The organism is Methylocystis sp. SC2, from assembly GCF_000304315.1.
GTDB lineage: Bacteria > Pseudomonadota > Alphaproteobacteria > Rhizobiales > Beijerinckiaceae > Methylocystis.
Map to the genome: position 1 here is coordinate 3,262,995 of NC_018485.1, position 22,587 is coordinate 3,285,581.

At 62.2% G+C, this 22,587-nt stretch carries 17 protein-coding genes and 1 tRNA gene; 11 read left to right on the forward strand and 7 right to left on the reverse strand.

Features of this window, described 5'->3' with window-relative positions:
• Positions 1–7 precede the first annotated feature (7 nt).
• The 3 genes from BN69_RS15770 to BN69_RS15780 form a co-directional block, all read right to left on the reverse strand.
• Positions 8–1,834 (reverse strand): AsmA family protein, encoded by a 1,827-nt coding sequence (locus BN69_RS15770; protein WP_014892643.1) that lies wholly within the window; start codon positions 1,832–1,834, stop codon positions 8–10.
• A gap of 167 nt (positions 1,835–2,001) precedes the next feature.
• Positions 2,002–2,367, reverse strand: coding sequence for a response regulator (locus BN69_RS15775; RefSeq protein WP_041927467.1), 366 nt, complete (start codon positions 2,365–2,367; stop codon positions 2,002–2,004).
• Positions 2,368–2,471: 104 nt separating this feature from the next.
• Positions 2,472–2,873, reverse strand: a complete 402-nt coding sequence (locus tag BN69_RS15780) for a DUF423 domain-containing protein (RefSeq protein ID WP_014892645.1) — start codon at positions 2,871–2,873, stop codon at positions 2,472–2,474.
• A gap of 155 nt (positions 2,874–3,028) precedes the next feature.
• Between BN69_RS15780 and BN69_RS15785 the strand changes: the two genes are divergently transcribed.
• The 8 genes from BN69_RS15785 (at position 3,029) to BN69_RS18925 (ending at position 12,915) form a co-directional block, all read left to right on the forward strand.
• Positions 3,029–4,510 carry a M48 family metallopeptidase gene (locus BN69_RS15785; protein WP_244434979.1) on the forward strand — a complete coding sequence of 494 codons (1,482 nt, stop codon included), beginning with the start codon at positions 3,029–3,031 and terminating at the stop codon, positions 4,508–4,510.
• Between the two features lie 265 nt (positions 4,511–4,775).
• Positions 4,776–7,601: a xanthine dehydrogenase family protein molybdopterin-binding subunit gene (locus tag BN69_RS15790; protein ID WP_014892647.1), complete on the forward strand. Its 2,826-nt coding sequence runs from the start codon at positions 4,776–4,778 to the stop codon at positions 7,599–7,601.
• Positions 7,602–7,612: 11 nt separating this feature from the next.
• Positions 7,613–8,113 carry a (2Fe-2S)-binding protein gene (locus BN69_RS15795; RefSeq protein ID WP_371212430.1) on the forward strand — a complete coding sequence of 167 codons (501 nt, stop codon included), beginning with the start codon at positions 7,613–7,615 and terminating at the stop codon, positions 8,111–8,113.
• A 46-nt stretch (positions 8,114–8,159) separates the two neighbouring features.
• Positions 8,160–8,747, forward strand: a complete 588-nt coding sequence (locus tag BN69_RS15800; protein ID WP_014892649.1) for a hypothetical protein — start codon at positions 8,160–8,162, stop codon at positions 8,745–8,747.
• Positions 8,748–8,866: 119 nt separating this feature from the next.
• Positions 8,867–9,979 carry a hypothetical protein gene (locus BN69_RS15805; protein WP_051013490.1) on the forward strand — a complete coding sequence of 371 codons (1,113 nt, stop codon included), beginning with the start codon at positions 8,867–8,869 and terminating at the stop codon, positions 9,977–9,979.
• Entirely contained in the window at positions 9,976–10,971 is a 996-nt protein-coding gene (locus tag BN69_RS15810; RefSeq protein ID WP_014892651.1) for a polysaccharide deacetylase family protein, read from the forward strand. The genes BN69_RS15805 and BN69_RS15810 overlap by 4 nt, the downstream gene beginning before the upstream one ends.
• A gap of 218 nt (positions 10,972–11,189) precedes the next feature.
• Positions 11,190–12,419: a zinc metallochaperone GTPase ZigA gene (zigA, locus tag BN69_RS15815; RefSeq protein ID WP_014892652.1), complete on the forward strand. Its 1,230-nt coding sequence runs from the start codon at positions 11,190–11,192 to the stop codon at positions 12,417–12,419.
• Between the two features lie 115 nt (positions 12,420–12,534).
• Entirely contained in the window at positions 12,535–12,915 is a 381-nt protein-coding gene (locus BN69_RS18925; protein ID WP_158491326.1) for a DUF1826 domain-containing protein, read from the forward strand.
• On the opposite strand, the gene BN69_RS18575 is transcribed toward BN69_RS18925, so the two are convergent.
• Positions 12,857–13,492 (reverse strand): NADAR family protein, encoded by a 636-nt coding sequence (locus tag BN69_RS18575; protein ID WP_014892654.1) that lies wholly within the window; start codon positions 13,490–13,492, stop codon positions 12,857–12,859. The two genes, BN69_RS18925 and BN69_RS18575, sit on opposite strands and share 59 nt — an antisense overlap.
• Positions 13,493–13,731: 239 nt before the next feature.
• On the opposite strand from BN69_RS18575, the gene BN69_RS15830 reads away from it, so the two are divergent.
• Complete coding sequence (locus tag BN69_RS15830; RefSeq protein ID WP_041927011.1) at positions 13,732–14,481, forward strand: Yip1 family protein; 750 nt, start codon at positions 13,732–13,734, stop codon at positions 14,479–14,481.
• A gap of 799 nt (positions 14,482–15,280) precedes the next feature.
• Positions 15,281–18,496, forward strand: a complete 3,216-nt coding sequence (locus tag BN69_RS15835; protein ID WP_083858786.1) for a type 2 lanthipeptide synthetase LanM family protein — start codon at positions 15,281–15,283, stop codon at positions 18,494–18,496.
• Positions 18,497–18,704: 208 nt separating this feature from the next.
• Here the strand turns inward: BN69_RS15835 and BN69_RS15840 are convergent, their stop codons facing one another.
• The 3 genes from BN69_RS15840 to BN69_RS15850 form a co-directional block, all read right to left on the reverse strand.
• Positions 18,705–19,466: an ABC transporter permease gene (locus tag BN69_RS15840; RefSeq protein WP_014892657.1), complete on the reverse strand. Its 762-nt coding sequence runs from the start codon at positions 19,464–19,466 to the stop codon at positions 18,705–18,707.
• Positions 19,463–20,395, reverse strand: coding sequence for an ABC transporter ATP-binding protein (locus BN69_RS15845; protein ID WP_014892658.1), 933 nt, complete (start codon positions 20,393–20,395; stop codon positions 19,463–19,465). The genes BN69_RS15840 and BN69_RS15845 overlap by 4 nt, the downstream gene beginning before the upstream one ends.
• Positions 20,396–20,473: 78 nt before the next feature.
• Positions 20,474–20,549: transfer RNA gene (locus tag BN69_RS15850), tRNA-Glu, on the reverse strand.
• Positions 20,550–20,691: 142 nt separating this feature from the next.
• Between BN69_RS15850 and BN69_RS15855 the strand changes: the two genes are divergently transcribed.
• Entirely contained in the window at positions 20,692–22,569 is a 1,878-nt protein-coding gene (locus tag BN69_RS15855; protein ID WP_014892659.1) for an ABC-F family ATP-binding cassette domain-containing protein, read from the forward strand.
• Positions 22,570–22,587 lie beyond the last annotated feature (18 nt).

The following is a 22,587-nucleotide window of genomic DNA, read 5'->3' on the forward strand; positions in this document are numbered from 1 at the left end:
TCTCGGGTCATTGCCCCGCCGGTCCGTCCGGGGGCGTCGGATCGGTTCGCGGCAGCAGCGGCGCGGCCGCGTCGGAGCGGCGAATGAAGGCTTGCGCGTCCAGCCCCAATGCAAGTTCGTCCCAGGGGCCGGCGAGGTCGAGGGCGATGCTTGGCGCCGATTCGGCGGTCAGTCCGGCGCCGTCGGCTTCGCGCGCCATCGCTCTGATCGCGAGACGGCGCTCCGGGAGGCGCGCCGAGCCGCCGAAGGCAAGCGTAAAGCCAGGGCCTCGCGCGACGCCTTTGGCGATGTCGGCGACGCCGTTTTCTATTTTGACGGCGGCGCTCGCGGCGACGAGCGCCGAGCGGCCCGAGCGGATGTCGAAGGCGCTCGATAGCGGCCGCGTCTCCAATCGGCGCAGCGCTTTCTCGAGATCGACGCCGGAGATCTCGCCGTCGACGAGAGCGACGCTGGCGCGCCCGTTGAGACTTTGCATCAGCGTGGCCATCCGGTCGCCGACGCCGTCGACCGCGAGAGTCGCGTTAAGCGCTCCCGCCAGGACAGGTTTTCCGTAAGCGTCCCAGAGCAGCGGGCCCGCTTCGACCGCCGCTGTCTGCGCATCGGCGCGCAGCGCCAGACCGTCGGGCGAAGGCGCGATCGAGGCCCGAAACTTGAGTCCGCCGTGATAGGCGCGCGCCTGCGTTATCGCGAACTCCGCGGCGCCGTCGCGCAACGTGACTTCGATCGCGGCGTCTTCGACCTTGAGCCGGCCAAGTCTGGCGTGGCCGACGGTAAGATGCAGATCGACGTCAGCGCCGGAGAGGTCCGGCAGATTGAACGGCTGATCGCTCCACTGTCCGTTCGCGGCGACAAGCGGCGGCGCGTCGGCGAGAAACGGCCGCAGCGAGAGGAATTCGCTTTGCAGCGCCGCGGTCAGCGTGGGGCGGCCGTCCTCTTTCTGCAGGTCGATATCGCCGCGAAATTCGTTTCCGTCGACAAAGAGACGCGCGCCCTTGAAATGCGCCTCTCCGGGCGCGAGCGTCGCTTGCGCGGAGAATTGCGCGTCAGCGAAGGGGCCGGGCAGGGGCGCGGCGACGCCGAAGAGCTGCAGCGTCTGTTGCGCCGATGGCGCGCTGGCTGCCGCGCGCCCCTCGAAGCGGGCGTTGGCGCCGAGTTGTCCGACGCCTTGCGCTTCAGCCCGAAGGCTTTTGCCGTCGAGCCGGGTCGTCACAACGGAGGGTTCTCCGCGCAACAACGCTCCCGGACGCGCGACCCATAAGATCGCTTCGAGCCGTTCGCCGTTGAAATCGAACGCGCCGGTCAGGGCCGCCGCCTCGCCGATGCGGCGCCATTCAAAATTTGCGTTGATTCGCTCCAGCGCATAGACGCGGCTGCGGTAGGTGATCCGCGCGTCGCCGTCGACGATCGACACCGCGCCAAACCGCACGTTATCCGCCGCTGCGGCTTCGAGCGTCGCCGGCTTTGCGGCGGCCGCTCGGGCGGCTGCGCCGGGCGCGCCGGCCGGCTTTCTGTCAAGATCGATGTGGGCGCGCGGCCGCACGAGCTTCACCGACGCGACTCTGAGACGCCCCGCGACCAGCGGCAGCACGTCGACGTCGCCGCGCAGCTCGCTCGACTCGATGAGCAGCGCGCCGTTGCGGTCGGCGAAGGCGACGCCTTCGACCGCGATGCTTGGACGCGGAAAGAGCGAGAAGCTCGTTCGCCCGCGCGCGGCGACATAAAGCCCCGAAGAGCCTTGGAGCTGATCGGCGACGGCGTCGATGAGAGCGCCGGGCGAGAACAGCCACGGCGCGACGGCGGCGGCGATCGTCGCCAGCGCCGCCCCCGCCGCCAACGCCGTCGCCAGCAGCCGAAGCGCAGCGCCTGAAGGACGGCGCGCTCTCAGCGATGCGGAAGGCTTGTCGGTTATGGCGGAGGGCTGCAGCCGGGTGCTCCTGATGCGAGTCTTGAGACGTCGCTTGTCGCGGTCAAGGGCGGCGATATAGTGGCGAAAGGCCGAGCCTAGCGCTCTTCGGCGCGCGACAGTTCGCTGCGGAGCGCGGTCAGGATCTCCTCGACGTAGAATGGTTTTTCGACCATGGCGTGCTCAAGATGCGCCTCGGGCAGTCCTGCGCGCCCGCACCCCGTCGTGAAAATGAATGGGCAGCCGCGGGCGGCGAGCGCGTCGGCGACTGGATCAATCTTTTCGTGGCCGATATTGACGTCGAGCAAGGCCAGATCGACTCCGTCCTCGCGGGACAGCCGCACCGCTTCCTCGACGCTGCGCGCCATCCCCGCGATAACTAAGCCGAATTCCGCGAGCGTCTCTTCCAGCGCCAGCGCGATATAGGGATCGTCTTCGACAATCAGCAGCCGTCGCCCGAGCAAAGGATCGCTCGTGCGCTGGGAGTCATCGCTTGGAGCGGCCGAGGAAGAAAGGCCGGAGCTGGAAAACGACATAAATAAATGGTGGGGCGGAATGCCGCAGTTGTCTAGCTTTCGGGCGGCTTTTGCAGTGAATTTGCTGCGAACATGGCGAACGCCGCCCAGATGGCGAGAGCGCACCAGCTCAAGATCGTCAGCCCGCCGCCGATCGGCGCGGCGAGAGGAAACAGTCTTCCCGATAAAAAAACCCGGGCGGCAAGGTCGCCCGCGAACAGCGTCACCCCCGCCTGAAGCGCCAGCGCGATAGCGGCGAGCCCATTCGCCTTTGGTCGCGGCGTCGTGCGTATAAGCGCCGCGAGGCCGACGCCGGCGGCGGCGTGGATCATGAGAAACTGGCTTGCGGTCGCGAGAAAAGGACTCGCGTCGGCATGGGCTGCGGCGGCGGCGAGAGATACGCCGGCCGCTCCTTGAAGAGCGGCGATGGTCGCGATGGCGAAGGACAGTCTCAATGGCAACTCCGTTTCGCGCCTCCGCTGGATGGCGTTCTCAGCCTTAAGGAAGAGTCGCAGGCGCCATCGCCCAATTATAGACCTCGAGCGGACTCGACCAGCGTCTTCATGGCGGATCGGCCCGTTCAGTCGTCGTATCGCAGACCGGGGCGCGTATGCGCACATCTTCGGCGCAAGATCGTCAAAGCCTGCGCATGTCTGCGTGTCGGCGCCTTGACGATCCGCTCCGCAGCGAGAAAGTCGAGCGGCTCCTGTCGTTTCGCGCTGCAACGTTCAGGAGAAAGTCGTCTGCACGAAAGGGGAGATCTAGCTGCCCAGCTCGGCGCCCGCATAAGGCGGCGCTCTCGCAAACACGGCGGCGCTTTCCTATATTGCCGCATGAACGTTTGCGGGAGAGACGAATGAACGCAGTGGGCGTCGTGATTTGTCTGGCGATCGCCGCCTCGGCCGGCCTCGGCGTTTATCTGCGCATGCGGCAGATGGCGACGGTAGAGGCCCATCGCGATCAGGTGCCGGCGGATTTCGCCAACGAAGTCACGCTCGACGAGCATCGCCGCGCCGCCGAATATACGATCGCAAAAACAGAATTTTCTATCGCGGAAACGATTTTCGACGCCGCGGTTTGTATCGCGTGGCTGGCGCTGGGGCTCGCGCCGCTGTATGCGGCGATCGCCGCTTTCGTCGAACCTGGCCTCGTTCGCAGCGTTCTTTTCGTTCTCGTCTTCGGCGTGATCGGCAGTTTGATCGACATGCCCTTCGCCGCGGCGCGCGCCTTCTGGCTCGAAGAAAAGTTCGGATTCAATCGGCTGACGCCGCGAAAGTTTCTCGTCGACCAAGCAAAGTCCGGCGCGCTGGAGCTCGCCATTTCGACGCCCTTGCTGTTCGGCATGTTCTGGCTTCTGGGCGCCGCTCCCGACACATGGTGGGTGATCGCTTATGTGGTCTTCATCGTCATCGCGATCGCGATGACTGTGATCTATCCGACGGTCATCGCGCCGCTGTTTAACAAGTTTTCGCCGCTTGAAGACGGCGCCATGAAAAGGCGCATGGAGGCGCTGCTCGCCAGATGCGGCTTCGAGTCGAAAGGCCTTTTTGTGATGGACGCCTCAACGCGCTCCACGCATGGCAACGCTTATTTCAGCGGCTTCGGCAAAGCCAAGCGCATCGTCTTTTTCGACACGCTGCTCGAGAAACATTCGCCGGACGAGATCGAATCGATTCTCGCTCATGAACTCGGCCACTTCAAATTCGGCCATGTGCGGCAGATGCTGATGCTGGCGGCCGCGATCGCCTTCGTCGGCTTCGCGGTGCTGTGGTGGGCCTTCGGCTCGGATGTTTTCGCCGGCTGGTTTGGCTTGCCGAGCGACCCCGGCGTGGTGCTCGTCGCGCTGCTGCTTGCGCGAGAACCGATCTCGCATGTGCTCTCGCCCGTGCTCGCGTGGCGGTCGCGCCGGGCGGAGTTCGAAGCCGACGCCTTCGCCCGCGATATCGTCGGCAAGGAGCCGATGATCTCGGCGCTGACGCGACTGACGCGCGACAATCTCGCAACGCTGACGCCCGATCCGCTCTACGCGACCTTCTATTTCTCGCACCCGCCCGTGCCGGTGCGGGTCGCGCAATTGCGCGCCGCAGCATAGCGGGCGCGAGGCCCGTCGGCGGCGGTTTCTTCGCAGGCGCAATCTTCTCACTGGAACCGACGACGGCGACAACGCCGCCGCGGTGAACGCGACCGCCTGTCGAGCGGCTCAGCTGGATGCGTCGCAGCGCGGTTGGCGAGAAGCCAATCGCGCAATGCGCTTACGGCGACTGCAGCGTCGATTTGGTCGGTTGATCTCCGGCGGATCGGCGCCCGTAAAGAGCAAGACGCGGAGCCGAGCTTGCCGACGGTCTACGCCCGTGCGAATGAAAGCATCGCCGTTGGCGATCGCCGAGGTGGAGGCAAGAGGTCGGAGCGTGAAGGCTTCTCGACGCGAGTTCGCCAAACTGGTCACCGCGAGCGGCATTGCGCTCAGCCTATCGCGTCTCGCCCTAGCCAATGAACCTGGATTCGCCGCGCGCGAGACGCTGCCCGGAAGACAGCGCTGGAATCCGGCCGCCACGGGCGCGGGTCGGATTGATGGAGTCGCCAAAGTCACAGGGGCGAAGCTGTACGCGTCCGATTTCCGCGCCGCGGATCTCCCGGGATGGCCGGCGCATACCGCGCACGCCATGCTCATCCGGACGGCGAACGCCACGCACATATATGAAGGCGTCGATCTCGCCCGCTTGAGCGGCGCGCTGAAGCCTTCCGTGGTCGTCACCGCGACGGATCTCGCGCGCATCGGCGCCCGCGTTCCCAAATTCTATTCCGGCGACCTGTTCTGCCCAGTGGGCAAGACGCCCCTGTATCTCGGTCAGCCGGCGGCTTTGTTGATCTATGAAAGCTTCGACGCATTCGATCAGGCGCGGCTCGCGTTGCGCAATGAAACGCTCCTGAAATTCGGCGCCGAAACCGGCCCCGTCGTCGAGCGCGATTACGGCGCGTTCCGGTTCACGCGCATCGCCGGCGCGACGCCCGACGCGCCCGACGTGTGCTCGCCGGTCAAGGATGGCTGGGTCAGTCCAGGGTTCTTTCAAGAAGGAGGCGGCCCAATATGGGCGCGGCTCCCCGTGCCGACGGGGGCCGCCTACGTTAAAACGGCGGACTACGGCGAACAGATCCGCGCCGAACTCGACGCCAACGCTCGAAGCCTTCTCGTTCTCGACCGCGAATTCGAGACTCAATCCGTTGATCCAATGTTTCTCGAGCCGGAATGTGGTCTCGCCTGGTATGACGCCGACCGCAAAAACCTGGAGCTCGTGCTCGGCGTGCAGTCGCCGTACGAGGCCGCAACTTCGGTTGCGACTCTGCTGGGCGAAGCGCGCGCCAACTTCAGGCCGGCGCATATCAACGCGCATTTCGCTTATATGGGGGGCGGATTTGGCGGGCGCGACCACACGCCGTTCCCGCTTTACGTCGCGCTGGCGGCGATGTTCCTTCCCCGTCGCCCCGTGCGGCTCGCCCAAGATCGCTATCAGCAATTCCAGGGGGGAGTTAAGCGGCATGCGTTCAAGATCCACACGCGCATCGGCGTCGATCGAGCGACAGGAAAAATTTCCGCCTTCGCCGCCGACCATGTGCTGGATGGCGGCGGCCTCGCCAATTATTCAGCCAGTGTCGCGGCGGTTTCCGCCAACGCCGCGATAGGCATCTATGACGTTCCGAAAGTCGACGTCACCACCGTCGCGCTGCATTCACGCGGCGTGACGGCGGGGTCGATGCGGGGCTATGGCACGCTGCAGACGCTGACGGCGCTGGAAGCGTTGATCGACGAGGCGGCGTCGACGCTGGCGATCGATCCGATCGAGTTCCGCCGACGCAACGCGCTGAAGACCGGCGGTCGAACAATGGCGGGGAACACGTATGACGTCGTCGTCCGTACGCCCGAGATCCTGGACCGACTGGAAAAGCATGCGATCTGGCGACGTCGCGCCGAAGAGAAAGCGCTTGGTCAGCGCGCAGGGAGGATTGTCGGCACGGGCGTGGCGTGCGTCACCAAGGATTATGGCAGTGGAGCCGACACTTCATTGTCGTCGGTGGCGATCGACCCGCAGGGTCGGATCTCAATCCACTGCGATCACGTCGAGATGGGGAACGGCATAGGGACGGCGCTCGCGAACCGGGTGGCGGCCCATCTCGGCGCCGTGGCCGACGAAGTCGCCGTCGCGGAAGTCGACGGCTTCTCGGCGCTGGGCCTCGTCACCTCCGGCGATCCTTACGCCATGGACCAGGCGACGCAGAACCTCCTACAGCGCGATCCGCGCTGGGTTCCGGCGATCAGTATGCCTACAACCGCCTCGATTGGCGCGCACGTCGGGACTCATTCGGCGTCTGAAGCGGCCCGCGTCATATATCGGTTCGGCTTGTGGCCCGCGGCGCTCGAACTGTGGGGACTCGCGCCAACCGATCCGACAGCCGCGAAATGGGAGGCGGCGCGTTGGGAGCAGGGGCGGCTCGTGATGCCGGAGTTGAGATCCTTGCCGCTGTCGGAGATCGCCGCAAGGGCCCATGCGCGCAAAGGCGTGACGGCGGCGATGGCGCACAGCTTCTCGCGCTGGGCGTGGTCGAAAGCGACTTTCGTGATCGGCGGACAAGCGTGGACGGCCGAAATTGATGCGCTGGCGGTGCGAAAAGGCTCAGGAAAATTTGTTCGCTTAGATCGCGCCGACGTCAAATACCCGCCCACCGTGTTCAACCGGTTCGGGGCCTCCTACACGTCGCTGTGCGGCACGCTCGTCCGTGTCGAGATCGAGCGCGCCACCGGCGCCTTGCGCATCGACAGGGCATATACTGTCCTCGAATGCGGTCGCGCGCTGACGCCCGAAGTTGTTCTTGGCCAGGCGCAGGGCGGTTTCGCGATGGGCGTCGGCTACGCGCTGCTCGAATCGCTGCCGCTCTATGAAGATGGACCCGGCAACGGGCAGTGGAATCTCGGGCAATATCTGATCGCGCGCGGGTCGGACCTGCCTTTGCAGGGACTCGAGATCGAAGTGTTGCCGCCGCTGCCGAACGATCCGCCTAAGGGCATGGCTGAGGTCGTGATGATTCCCATTGTTCCGGCGTTGTTGAACGCGATCTTCGACGCAACGGGGCGTCGCTTCCACGCCTTGCCGGTGACTCAACACATGCTCAAGGGGGCGCTCGCGTGACGACCGTGCGCATGAAGATCAATGGGCGCGCATATGGCCCGGTGACGGTGCGCGACGAACTGACCATGAATGATTTTTTGCGCGAGCGCCTTGGGCTCACCGGCACAAAGTTTGGCTGCGGCGCCGGCCAGTGCCTCAGTTGCGCGGTGATCATCGACGATCCGGACGGGACGAGCCACACCAGCCCGACCTGCATCGTTCCGGCGACGAGCTTCGACGGGAAATCCATTCGGACCGTGGAAGGCCATGCGACGAATGGCGAGCTCACTGCGCTGCAAAAATCGTTCATCGACCATTTCGCGTTCCAATGCGGCTATTGCACTGCCGGCTTCCTGAACGAGGGGCAGGTTCTGCTCGAGCGTCTGGCGAAGACGCCGGTGGCGCGCGCCGATCTTGAGAAAACGATCGCTGACGCGTTCGACGGACATTTGTGCCGATGCACGGGCTACATCAAATATCACGAGGCTGTGCGCGACGTCATTCTCGCCGATCCGGGACGATACCTGACGTAGCGAAACGGCGTTTCGCGTGAGTGCGGCGCAGGAGGGGGGACCGAAGATGAAATTTGCGGTTCTCGCAGCCGTCGTGGGACTGACGACATGCGTGACGTGCGACAGCCGATCGGCGACGCTCGCGACTCCGGAATCATTCGCCGGCGTCGGCGACGCCGCGGCGCGGTCGGCGGCGTTGTTCACCGAGCTCGGCAAAGTCCTGACCAACCCGCGCTGCGTCAATTGTCATCCCGCCGGCGATCGTCCGCATCAGGGCGAACTGGGCCGGGTTCACCAGCCGCCGGTCGAGCGGGGACCGGATGGCCGAGGCCTCACGGCGATGCGCTGTCCGATCTGCCATCAGGACGCCAATTTTGACCCCGGCCGCGTTCCCGGTCACCACGAATGGCGTCTCGCGCCGCGTGAGATGGGCTGGGAAGGCAAAACGCTCGGTGAGATCTGTGCGCAGATCAAAGATCCCGCGCGCAATGGCGGCCGTTCGCTGGACGCGCTTGCGCGTCACATCGGCGGCGACACGCTCGTAGGCTGGGCTTGGGCGCCCGGATTTGGCCGACAGCCCGCGCCGGGAACGCAGAAGGAGGCGGGGGCGCTCGTCGAAGCTTGGATCAACACCGGGGCGGTATGCCCGAAATAGCGGAGAATAAGCGAGCCCGGCGGGCCGGCGAGCCGATCCACGCGCGCCCCCGCATGGGCGTCGACGCAGTCGCCGGTCCGCGATGCGCTTTTGCCGTCCTCATCTCACTGGAGAGTCTCATGATGCTCACCACGCTCGCGACAAGCCGTCTGCGCAAGCTGCTGTCGTCGGTTGTCGTCTTTGGATTGGCGGCTTCGCCCACATGCGCGACGGAGCCGCCAAGCTACTTCACAGGACTTGTCGGCGTCGAGACGGCCAGTCCCGCCGACATCGCCAACAAAAACATACTGCAGTTGAATACGACGATGTTCCAGCTGTATGGCGACGCCGCACAGATCTTCAAGAAGAACATCCTCGCCAAGCATCCGGTCATTCTCGGACTGTTTTCCGGCGCCGGCGGGCGATTTATCCTTTATCGTCCAGGCATGGCGCCGATCGAGGCGCCGCAGGCGCCGATCGTCTATCAATTGCTGAAATCGGTCGGCCACAGCACCATGGCGTTGGCCGAAGTCGTCGTTCCGTATCTGAACAGTCCCAAGGACACGACATGGCGCGGCGCATTGGCGGCGTATAGGAGCCGCATGCAATCCGCGCTCGACACGCTTGACGCCAGCGGCATGCAAAAGGACTGGCGAACAAACAATCGAAGCATTCTGCGAAACAATATCGCGTTCATGGACGAGTGCCTGAAGAACAATACGATCTCAGCGGACGCTCTGCAAAAATTCACCAAGACGCAGTCGCCGCTGCTGAAGAAAAATATCGCTTGGGCGGCGCAGACCCAGGTCGCTCATTGGATGGATGTCATCGGCGGCTGGAAAGAGATGCTCGGCGCCGACTGGGACAAAACCTATGCGGCCAGCAATACGATCTATGTCGCGCGCCAGAACAATGTCCTGTTCAGCGTGCTCGCGCAGTTCTTCGGGCCCGACGCCATCAATGATCGCTTGATGCTGATCGAGACAATCTCATTCACCACGACGCCTGACGATATGCTGGAGTCGCTGACGCGCATCATCGCCGACCGATCGGTGGGCGCCGCATTCTTCGGCGACTACCATCTCATGGATTTCGAACTGATGGGCGGAGACGCGCGGCAAGCGATCATCGACGAAGACGCGAAGCGCAAGATGAATGTGGTGCTGCCGCCGCAAGTGCCGTTCGGCTCGCGTCAATGGCCGACGCTGATCACGCCGGGGCCCGGCGCGAAGAGCTTGAGCGATCTTCCGTGAACCCGAGTCCCGCAGCCGCGATCACGGCGCGACATGCGTCTGAGTTTGGCCGTATCGTCGGAGTTGCGCTCTTTCTTGCCGTTCTGCTTCCTCTCGAGAGCGGCGCGCAAGATCGCATTGACCGCGTCACGGGTTTCGCGCGCGAAGCGATCCACACCGCCGCCTGGCCCGGCGGCAAAAAGGTCGCAGTCAGCTTCGCGTTCTTCGTGGAGGAGTTCGGCTTCGGCCAGGGTCCGATCTTCCGCCCGGATCTTGCGTCCCGAAAGCCCGACCTCGTCAACGAGGCTTTCCGCCAATACGCGATCGACTGGGGCGTCGTCCGCGTCGGCCGGCTGTTTCAAGAACTCAATGTGCCGCTCACCATCGTGGTGAATGCGGAGTTTTTCGGCACGCGCCCATCGGTCTGGAAGGAGTTGCGTTCGATGCTGCCGAACGCGCCGATCGTCGCGCATGGCATGAACAACACGAGCCGCCTGCTGCCGCTGCGGAGTGGGATCGCCGCGCAGAAGGCCTACATTCGCCGCACATTGGATCTCATCGCCGCAGCTGTCGGCGTCAGGCCGACGGGCTGGTCGAGTCCGAGCGTCTACGCCAATCGCGACACGATGCGGGCGTTGGCCGCCGAGGGCGTCGCCTACACGCTCGACCAGATGGATTCGGATGTCGTTTCACGTTTGAAGACGCCGGAGGGCTCGCTCATCCTGCTGCCCTATCCGGCCGTAACCGTCGACATGGGGCAATATCTGGCGCGGATGAAAACGACCAGAGAGATCGAGGCGCTCTGGCTGGACTATGTATCCGAGCTGGTCCTTGAGGCTCGCGCCAATCCGGCGCGAGACGCCACGACCGTGGTCATCGGAATTCATCCCTTTGTCGTCGGCACGCCTGACGGCGCCTTCGCGCTGCGGCGCGTTCTTTTGCGCCTCAAGGAAGACGACGCTGTATGGCTGGCCGACGCCGACGCCATTTTGAGGGCCGCTGGCCCGAGATGAGCGAAGCTGTCGTTTCGGACGACCTTCACGCGCATTCTCTCGCTCGATCCCGACCAATCGTCTGAAACAGGCCGCGACGCCGTTTGGCGCGCCGGTGGCGGCTTTTGGCGATTGACAGACTCTGAGCATGGCGCTAAACGAAATGTTATAACATAACATACTCATTCCTGATAGCTGGGCGTCGACATCCAGATTTCATCCGGTCCATGAGGAGCAGCATGCACACGCCAACTATCGACAATCGTCTGCCGACAACTGTGCTCTCCGGCTTTCTCGGCGCGGGGAAGACGACGCTGCTCAATCACATTCTCAACAATCGCAGCGGCAAGCGTGTCGCCGTCATCGTCAATGATATGAGCGAAGTGAACATCGACGCCGATCTCATTCGAGAGGGCGACGCCAATCTGTCGCGAACCGACGAGCAACTCGTCGAAATGACCAATGGCTGCATCTGCTGTACTTTGCGCGACGATCTCCTGCGTGAAGTGAGAAAGCTTGCCGAAGAAGGCCGCTTCGACTATCTGCTGATTGAATCGACCGGCGTTTCTGAGCCGCTGCCCGTCGCTGCAACTTTCCATTTCCGCGAGGAAGACGGCGCATCGCTTGGAGATGTGGCGCGGCTTGACACGATGGTGACGGTCGTCGACGCCGTCAATCTCCTTCGAGATTATTCGTCGAGCGATTTCCTGACTGATCGCGGCGAGTCGCTCGGGCCGGAAGATCAGCGGCCTCTCGTCAATCTGCTGGTCGAACAGATCGAATTTGCCGACGTCGTCGTTCTCAACAAGATCGACGCGGCAAGCATGAAGCAGATCGACGCGGCTCGAAGAATTATCCGCTCCCTCAACCCGGAGGCGGATATCGTCGAAACGACGATGAGCGCCGCGCCTCTCGATCGCATTCTCGATACGAAGCGTTTCGATTACGAGAAGGCAGCGCAGCATCCGCTCTGGTTCAAGGAGTTGTATGGTTTTTCCGACCACAAGCCGGAAGCCGAACAATATGGCGTGCGCAGCTTCGTCTATCGCGAGCGCCGACCATTCCATCCCTTCAAGTTTCACAAATTCCTGAACTCTCCCTGGCCCGGGGTCATCCGCGCCAAAGGACATTTCTGGCAGGCGACGCGTCCCGAATGGGTCGGAGAACTCAGTCAGGCGGGCGCTCTCGTCCACAACGAAGCCATGGGAATTTGGTGGGCGGAGATTCCGCAGTCACAATGGCCGCAGGATCCCGCCTGGCGCGAGCATCTCGGCCGGAACTGGCACTCAGTTTATGGCGACCGGCGACAGGAGCTGGTTTTCATCGGCTCGGACATGGATGAAAAGGCCATTCGCGCCGCACTGGACGCCTGCCTCGTTGGCGATTCCAACGCGCGAGTGTTGCCATTAAAAGCGTGGAAGACTCTTCCCGATCCGTTTCCGAAATGGAAGCGCGGGGAAGCCGCGTGATGCGCCAGCCGCCATCGCGCGCGCCGTTTCGCTTGCGCATCGCGCAGGCGACTCTCCATACTCCGTGTCCATGCCGAAGGGCTTTTCTTCAGTCGTCGAGGGAGAGCAACCCCGCGTGTTACGGATGATCCGCCGTTCGGAGATAGATCTGGCGATCTGGCGCCGCGAACTGCCGGCGGCGCTCTCATCCTGGCTCGACGCATGGCCGGTCGGCGAATGGCCAAATCTGCGGGACGTTCTGACGCCCGCTGAAATAGCGAGAACGCTGCGGCGACATTTCGATGGCGCAGGCATCGAGCATTGCGACGGCCGCGCGATGCTCATCGATGACGTGACGCAGCTCGCGACGCTTTATGCCCACGCCTTGCGCTTGACTCATGTCCAGCTCAGACTTGAGGGCTACTTCACCCGAACAAACGAGCGCGTCCCCTCAACGGTCAGCGAGCCGCCGGCTTCCGCAGCTCCTTACGAAGGCGCATCCATATCTGCGCCATGATCACGCCAGGGATGGTCTGGCTGTCAACTCGCACCGCGTGGATAAGCGGACGTTCTCCCGTTGCGAGCAGAGCGGCGCGCGCCTTTTCATTCTGATGAAATTTCGCGCGACAGGCCTGTTCCATCAAAAGCCAATGCTCCCATGCGCCGACTCGTATCTCGCGGCCGCGGTAACCCACCGTCGCGCCATAGCCCAGGCTTCTGCCGAGCTGGCGCGCATGGGGACCATCAAGCGCAGCCAACCTCTCGCGGTCGGCCTCATCCTCGAATTTCAGCCCTTGCCAAAAGGACTCCACGGATCGGTAAATTCTCCCGTCCAGCTCGAACGGCGACGTCGCCAGATTGCTGATCGCCTTAGCGCGGGGATCCGAGCTCGAACTGACGACATTGAGCGGTTCGCGGCACGCCTCGAGCCGATGTCCCATGTCATGAAGCTCGAGAGAACTGACGCGGGGCGGGTCAGCCCGAACATTCAGCACATGGTCTTCGTGCGCCAATTTCCATGAGGCGAGCGCGCTCGCTTCCTCGTCCGATTGCGGGATCAGCACCAGGAGCCCCTGTTTCAGCAGCGCCTTCATCGTCTTCGTTTCTCATCGGTTTTGCGCCTGTTGCTTAGGTTTATTGTCGGCGAATCGCTCATTTTCCTGATCTCGAACTGTTCCAACGATGATGTCGAGGCTACCCGCACGCGTGTGCTGACGGGCGAACAACGCGCTAATCCGTTAGGCAATCGATCCGACGTCTGGGTCAAATCCGTAAATAAACATCCCGCTTTAGATAGAATCAGCCGCCGCGGCGTCAGAACTTAAGCTTTTCAGTGGACTTCGCTACTGATCTATTTGAGTATGGTGGTTTGAAGCAATTCATTGTGGAGGGGCATGCAATGAGGAACGGCGTTGCTGGCAAATCCGGGTTTCTCGCGAAACTTGGTCGCGTGAAACGGCTGATGTTACAGCCGAAATCAGAATTCGAGGTCATTTCGACGGAGCGTGAAACTCCAAGAGGCGTTTTTTTCGGGTGGGTTGTTTTATTCGTGTCAATAATGATGATCGCCAATGCCATCAAGGCGTTGATTTTTGGCATCTCCTCATTCGATCAAGGATTCACGGGCGGACAGACTGTCGAACTCAGCTCCCTCCCCAATCTCGTTTTGCCGGTGTTCTTTTTGTCCTTGTTCATGCCATTCGTGATGGCTGCGGCGATCAACGTTCTTGCGGGGCTTTTTGGCGGGCGGCGAGATTATGTCCAGGCGTTCAGAACGGCTGCATACTGCGGCACGCCCGCGTGGATCATCGGCATTTTCGGGCCGACATGGCACCGAGTCGACCCCGTCAGGATTGCGCCGTCTCCCAGCGTCGCATTGTTTGTCGGCGCATTATGGGGAGTTTTTCTGCTCTATTGCGCGCTGCGGCCGATGATGAAGGCTCGGCCGGACCGCGTATGGCTGTACTGTCTGGCCGTGGTCGTGATTATGACCGGGGTGTGGGGTCTGGCGCTTGTCTTTACATACGGGCTCATCACGCAGTTGGACGCAGCTTGGTTGGCTCGCCAATATCCAGATGAATAACGAACGGACGGGACCGAGCCGCTGCGGCCTTTTCTGACTCATCCGGAAATGAACGCTGCGCGCTAATGGCGTCGGGCTCAGCATCCGGCGGACGATAGGCCGTTCTTGGACGCCCGCACATTGATTGGGACGGACAACTCGCGCAGTTCGTCAGCTGAAAAACGTCGCCCGCGGCCTGATCGCGTCCGGCGACCCCTGAGCTGATCGCCTGCCGCAAAAGAGTAAGCGGCTTTCGTGGAGAATCCTGCCAGCCAAAGGGAACTTTGGGGCAGACAGTTGTCTATTCAGTCCAAAGTCTCGTAATTACTCGACCTTTTCCCCGGCGAGAAAGCCTTACGCAATAACATGGGCGACTTTAGAACCTGAATGCATTTTGTATGAGGAACCAAATCGCGAACTTGGCGTTTACCCTTCGTACATTTCCAACGCATGGTGCAGTCATGAATGATGCCGTCCAACTCAACCCAATTGAACAAGAAGCTCTCAGCTACATCGTGTCAGATGAGGCGCTCGAAGCGGCAGCTGACGTGAGCGCAATGTCGTATACACATCAAACCTCGGCCTACAATAGATGTTGCCGCTGAACTCCGGCATATATTAAGCATCGCGACTTGTAGCCGCCCAAATTTTGGGCGGCTTCTTCTATCTTCTATGCAGAACCATCTAAGACGGCCTCAAACGACGGCGCGCTCCTATCTGGATTCGCATATTCGTCGCAGAGCAGCCGCGCTCTGTCCAATCGCGTGACCATATTGTCTCCCGAAGGCGGGGCAGCGTGCAATTTCGTCCGGGTAATCGCATGGATTCGTTTTACGAGCGCTTGATCGTTCGCGCCTCGACCATCGAGGAACTCCTCTCTGACGATTTCGAGACGCTGCCCGGCCAAAAGGGTGACGCTGAATTTGCGGCGAAGCGTCTCGCGGCTTGGTGCCGCTCCTGTGCGAGCGGCGACTGGTCGCTGTTCAATCAGCGGCTGGAGCGTGACAAGATACCAATGGCGAAGGCGCTCGGGCGATTTGCAACTGTCCGCCGAGTCGAATCCGCGCCTCCTCCAGCATGGCTCAAAGACGCCGCTTGGATCGCAACGGCGCTTCAAGGCGCGAGCACGGTTTCTCTTTCATTTTCCACGTCTGAAGCCGCTCCCTTCGAACACCTGTTCTTACCACTGGCCACCGCGGCCGCCGCCAGGCTGTGGGGTTCCCTTGAGCCTACAAGCCGCGCGAATTTCGCGGCCTCCGCGTCAGCCTGTCTGCAACGTCAGCTGCTGAAGGAGCTCTGCGATCTTTGCGCGCCAGTTTTGTACGAACTCTTCGTGAAGGTCCGTCAAAGCCAGTCGTCGTCAAAAGACAAGTCCGCGGCGCAACCGTCCGACGAGACATCGTGTTATCATCATTTTATCTGTGAGATGCGGTCTGGCGGGCTCCGGCGTCTGTTTGATGAAAAGCCGGTGCTCCTGCGGTTAATCGCCGTCGTCACGCGCCAGTGGCTCGAGTCGTCGCGGGAATTCGTTCTCCGCCTTAACGCCGATCTGTCGGCTATCCATCGAGAAATTCTTCACGCGCGGCCTGAGCGAGTGGTCAAGAAGATCGATGCGGGACTTTCGGATCGGCACCACGGGGGTCGTTCGGTGCTCATCGTTGAGTTCGAGGACGGCTCGCGGGTTGTATACAAGCCCAAGGACTTGCGTCTAGATGTTCGCTGGCGCGCGCTCGTAGAGCGACTGAATAATGCTGGCGCGCCAATCGAGCTTAGAACTCCAATCGCGATTTCGCGAGAGGGTTATGGCTGGACTGCGCATATCCGCCACGTCGGCTGCGCCGATTCAGAGGGTTGCAGAAGATTTTACCGGCGGGCGGGCGCCTGGCTCGCGCTGTTTTACAGCTTCGTCGGAGCCGACATGCATCAGGAGAACATCATCGCAGCCGGCGAACACCCTGTGCCGATCGATCTCGAAACAATCATACAAGCCGCTGACGAAGGTCAGTCTCGCCGACGGATCGACGCCAGCGCGTTCGAAGCCGCCAAGACAATCATAGCGAACTCCGTAATCTCCGTCGGTTTGCTTCCTGCCTACGGGAAGTCCGCAGATAATGACGTTTTCGTCGTGGGCGGCATGGCCGCTGAATGGACTTCTGGAACGAAGCGTGTGTGGATCGACATCAACACGGACGCAATGCGTCCTAAAATGATGAAGGAGACGGGGTCCTCTACCCCCAATCTACCGCATGTCGACGGCTGTTACGCGAAGCTCAGCGATCATGTTGATGATTTTATCGCCGGCTTCGAAGCATATGCGAACTTCATTCTGTCGCAAAGCCGCGAGTACGGCGCGGAAGTCCTGTGCGACGCATTCGCCGGTCTGCAGACGCGCAAGGTTCTTCGTCCTACGCAATTTTATACGATGCTCCTTTATCGCCTGAGGAACCATCAGGTTATGAACGACGGAATTCTGTGGTCGGCGGAGGCGGATTTTCTTGCGAGGTTCGCGGACTGGGAGAGCGATGAAGATCAGCGTTGGCCATTACAGCGAACCGAACGAGCCGCGCTCCTCGAGTTAAACGTGCCGCACTTCGTCATGCGTAGCGACGCCAGCGAAATAAGCGACGGCGCAGGCGTCGCAATTCGCATCGATACGGATTGCGGGCTCGCGCGCGCCCGCGATCGTATCGGTCGTCTGAGCGAGCAGGATATCGCGTGGCAAGTTCAGGTCATCCGGCAGAGTTTGAGCATGCTTTCGGAACCCGTGAAAGCGGCCTTGAAAGATTCGCCTGGTGAGCCTCCCCCGAACGATAAGACGTCCACTAAGCTGAGTCCACATGCGTTCCTTGAGGAAGCGGATGCGATCGCCGCAGAGCTCTCCGATCATGCAATTCGCCGTGAGCGCGACGCCGCCTGGATCGGCCTCAGCTGGCTCGCGAACTCGGAGGTTTCGCAGCTAGTCGTCCTCGGACCAGACCTCTATAACGGCGCGTGTGGCATTGCGCTCTTTTTGGCCGCGCACGCGGTGGTTGGGGAATGTCAGGCTTCCGCAGATCTCGCGCTCGCCGGGATCTCGCGGCTGCGGAGCGACTTGCGTAACCGCAACGCGGCGCGGCTGGCGCGATCGCTTGGCCTCGGCGGGGCCACTGGTCTCGGCTCCATCATTTATGCGCTTAGCGTCATTTCGAAACTCCTCGGCCGCGACGACTTGCTTGACGACGCGCACCGCGCCGCGGCGTTGCTCAGCGATGACCTGATCGAGGCCGACAGGCAACTCGACGTCATCAACGGCTCTTCTGGCGCGATTCTCGGTCTTCTCCGGCTATATCGCGACGCAGATTCCGCCGACGCGCTGAAACGAGCGGTCAAGTGCGGCGAGCACTTGCTCGCGCAACCGCGCATCGGCGTTGAAGGGCGCAGGAGCTGGGCCGTCCTTGGCGCGGGACTGGAGGCGCTTACCGGAATGTCGCATGGCGCCGCCGGCTTTGCCTACGCGCTGGCTTCTCTATCCGCAGCGACAGGTTGCGGAGAGTTTGCGACCGCCGCGATGGAGTGCATAGCCTACGAAGACTCCAAGTATGACCCCGAGCGCGCCAATTGGCCGGACTTCCGTTATGCTTCCCCACAATGGCGCAGCCAATGGTGCCATGGCGCTGTGGGCATTGGGCTTGCACGCATCGCCATGACGCGTACGGCGTCGCCGGTTTTGGAGCGGCGCGCGGTTGACGTTAGCGGCGCGGTAGCCGGCGCTGAGCGAGGTTGGCCAAGTGAAGTGGACACGCTCTGCTGTGGCGCGATGGGCAATGTCGAATTCCTACGGGAGGCGGGCGCGGCGCTCGGCCGTCAGGATCTTTCCACCCTCGCCTCGGATCGACTCTCGGCTGTTCTTGCGAACGCCGCATCCGTCGGCGACTATCGCTGGAGCCATGGGGAAAGGCCGTTCAATTTGGGACTATTCCGCGGACTTTCCGGAGTCGGATACACATGCCTGCGGCAGATTGCGGAAAATCTGCCCAATGTGCTGATCTGGGAATAGCCCCAAAGCGTTTTCGAACATCGGTGGGGCGCGATATACGACGTGAGCGATTTTTCATGCGAGGAGAAAGGCCCTGCCGCGCGCGTCAGGCGCGCCTAGAGCGCTTCCCGATCACATGGAATCATGTGATCGATAAGGAACCGCTCGAAATCAAAATGGTGGATCAGGTTCTCATCGAAAAAGTCTGTCAACTTTTTCGGAACCTGCTCTAGCTGCGCAGACGATAGCCTGTTTCGAAAATCCATACGATCACAGCTATGCACCCGAGAAAGAATCCAGCCATCACGGCAAGACTCGTCAAAATCGAAAAATCGGCCGCGCCGTAAAAGGTCCAGCGAAAGCCATTCACAAGATAAACGATTGGGTTGAATCGAGCGACGGTTCGCCAGCCATGCGGCAACATGTCGATCGAATAGAACGCGCCGCCCAGGAAAGTCAGCGGCGAAATGATCATGAGCGGCACGATTTGCAATTTTTCGAAATTGTCCGCCCAGACGCCGAGAATGAAACCGAAAAGACTGAAACTGACGGACACCAGCGCCAACAGCGCGATCATCCAAATTGGGTGACGGATTTCAAAAGTCACGAACAAATTGGCCGTCGCCAGAATCGTCAGTCCCAGAAATATCGATTTGGTCGCTGCGGCGCCGACGTAGCCAAGCAAAACTTCGAACACAGAGACGGGAGCAGAGAGCAATTCATATATCGCGCCTGTAAAGCGCGGCAGATAGATCCCTATCGAAGCATTCGCGATACTTTCGGTGAGGAGCGTCAGCATCACCAGGCCGGGCACGATGAAGGCGCCATAGGCGACGCCGTCGATTGCCGACATGTGACTTCCAATGGCCGAACCAAAAACGATGAAATACAAAGATGTCGAAATGACTGGAGTCGCGACGCTCTGAATGATTGTCCGCCACGTGCGCTTCAGCTCAAAGAAATAAATTGCGCGGACCGCGTATATGTTCATGCGCGTTTGCCTACGAGGTCGACAAATATCTCCTCGAGCGATGAACGGGTCATGTTGAACGACACGAAATCAATGTTTCTTTCGACCAGTCGCCTTATCAAGTTGGAAACGCCGACGTCGGCCGCCTCGCTGCCCCCTGGGATTGTATAGGTGAGCGTCAGTCCGTCTTCTGACAGCGTCGCCGGCCACGCCGCAAGATCATGCGGCGGCGCCGAAAGAGGCCGCTTGAGCCCAATTAGAACGCGCATTCGGCCGAGATTGCGAATAAGCGCATGCTTCTCCTCGACCAACGCCAACTCGCCTTTATCAATGACCCCAACGCGGTCGGCCATTTCCTCGGCTTCGTCGATATAATGCGTGGTGAGTATGATCGTGACGCCGTCTTCACGCAGTTGGCGCATCAAGGCCCACATATCATGCCTGAGTTCGACGTCCACGCCTGCGGTGGGCTCGTCCAGAAACAATATCTGAGGCTCGTGCGCGAGCGCCTTGGCGATCAACACACGCCGCTTCATGCCTCCTGACAGCGCAACGATTTGCGCATCCTTCTTGTCCCAAAGCGAAAGCGCGCGGAGTACGCGTTCCACGTAAGCAGCGTTTGGCGGCTTGCCGAATAATCCGCGGCTGAAGCTTACTGTGTCCCAGACCCGCTCGAACATCTCAGTCGCCAGTTCCTGAGGAACAAGCCCAATCTTCGAGCGCGCGGCGCGGTAGTCGCGGAGAATGTCGTGGCCATCGACGGTCACCGAGCCCCTCGTCGGTCGCACGAGCCCGCAGATGACCCCAATCAAGGTGGTTTTCCCGGCGCCGTTCGGTCCCAGCAGCGCAAAGATTTCGCCACGCATAATATCAAGGTCAATGGATTTCAACGCCTGTAAACCGCTGGGGTATTTCTTATTCAGGTCGTTGACGATGACGATCGGATCCACTTGGCGCTCCTGCGCACGCTTGTCACCGCATCAGGCGGGAAAACGGCGGGAATTGGCGTTCCCAGTTTTGTTCCGAAGTGGCGCGCCCAAGGGGATTCGAACCCCTGTTTTCGCCGTGAAAGGGCGACGTCCTAGGCCTCTAGACGATGGGCGCGGCTGCGCGGCCGCATTGCGGCGGCGCGAGGGCGTGTATAGAGGCGCGGGCGGCGCAAGACAAGGCCGACCGGCGGCGCCAGATCGCCGCGCCTGGCGTCGCGTTTGCGCGCCTTCGGGCGAGGCCCTAAAGCATCGCAGCAATGCTCACGATCAACGATCTCGTCTACCGGCTCGGCGGCCGGCTGCTGTTCGACCACGCCGGGGTGTTCCTCCCCGGACGCTCCCGCGCGGGCTTCGTGGGCCGCAACGGCGCCGGCAAGACCACGCTGTTCCGGCTGATCAGCGGCGAAATCGCCCCGGAAAGCGGCGCGATCTCGATTCCCGCTCGCACCAGGCTCGGCCGCGTCGAGCAGGAGGCTCCGGGCGGCCCGACCGCGCTCATCGACTTCGTGCTGGCCGCCGACCTCGAGCGCGCCGACCTCCTGGCGCGGGCCGAGGCCGCGCATGATCCGCACGACATCGCCGAGATTCAGACGCGGCTCGCCGACATCGACGCCCATTCGGCGCCCGCCCGCGCCGCCGCCATCCTGCACGGGCTGGGCTTCGACGCCGCGGCGCAGCGCCGGCCGCTGTCGGAATTCTCCGGCGGCTGGCGCATGCGCGTCGCTTTGGCGGCGGTGCTGTTCGCCCAGCCCGACCTGCTGCTCCTCGACGAGCCGACCAATTATCTCGATCTCGAAGGCACGCTGTGGCTGGTCGATTATCTGTCGCGCTATCCGGCGAGCGTGATCGTCATCAGCCATGACCGCGATCTGCTCGACGACGTCGCCACGCATATTCTGCATCTCGAGCGCGGGAAGCTGACGCTCTATAAGGGCGACTACTCCTCCTTCGAAAAACAGCGGCGCGAGGCGCAGCTCCTCGCCGCCAAGGGCGCCAAGAAGCAGGAAGAGCAGCGCAAGCATCTGCAGGCCTTCGTCGACCGCTTCCGCTCCAAGGCGACGAAGGCGCGCCAGGCGCAGTCGCGCCTGAAGCTCCTCGCCAAAATGGAGCCTATCGCGGCGATCGTCGACGATTCGGTCCTGCCGATTCATCTGCCTTCGCCCGAAAAGCCGCTGTCGCCGCCGATCATCGCGCTGGAGAAAGCGGCGGTCGGCTATGGCGATCGGATCGTGCTGTCGCGGCTCACGCTGTCGATCTCCAACGACGATCGCATCGGCCTGCTCGGCGCCAATGGCAATGGCAAGTCGACCTTCGCCAAATTGCTCGGCGGCCGGCTGGCGGCCTGCAGTGGCGAGATGGTGCGCGCGCCGAAGCTGGAGGCGGGATTTTTCGCGCAGCATCAGGTCGATGATCTGAATGAGGGCGAGACGCCTTACGCAATCTTCGCGCGGCTGATGCCGGGCGTCCCCGAGGCGCGCATTCGCGCCCGCGCGGCGCAGACCGGATTTTCCGGCGCGCGCGCCGACACGCTCATCGCCAAGCTGTCGGGCGGCGAGAAGGCGCGGCTGCTGCTCGGCGTCGCCACCTTCAACGCGCCGCATCTCTTGATCCTCGACGAGCCGACGAACCATCTCGACATCGACAGCCGCGCCGCGCTGATCGAGGCGATCAACGACTACGAGGGCGCCGTCATGCTGGTCTCGCATGACCGCTATCTGCTCGAGGCCTGCGCCGATCGCCTGTGGCTCGTCGACGACGGAACCGTGCGCGCCTTTGACGGCGACATGGACGATTATGCGCGGCTGGTGCTCTCGAAATCGCGTGGCGATGAGCCAAGGCGCGCGCCGGCGACGCCGGCGCAGGAGGCGGCGGCAGAGCAGGGGGCGGCAAAGCAGCAGGCGCCAAGGCGCCGCGACGCCGGGCAGGCGCGGCGCAAACTCGCCGCCGCCGAAGAGCGCGTCGAGAAATTCACGCAGCTTCTCGCCCGCGTCGACGAGGCGCTCGCGGCGCCCGACGCCTTCGCGCGCAATCCGCAGGAAGCAGCGCGCCTCGCGTCGCAGCGTGAGGAGCTGGCGCAAGCGCTCGCCGCCGCCGAGGAGCAATGGCTGGAGCTGGCGGCGGAGGCGGAAGCGTAGGGGCTTTGCGCGTCGCGG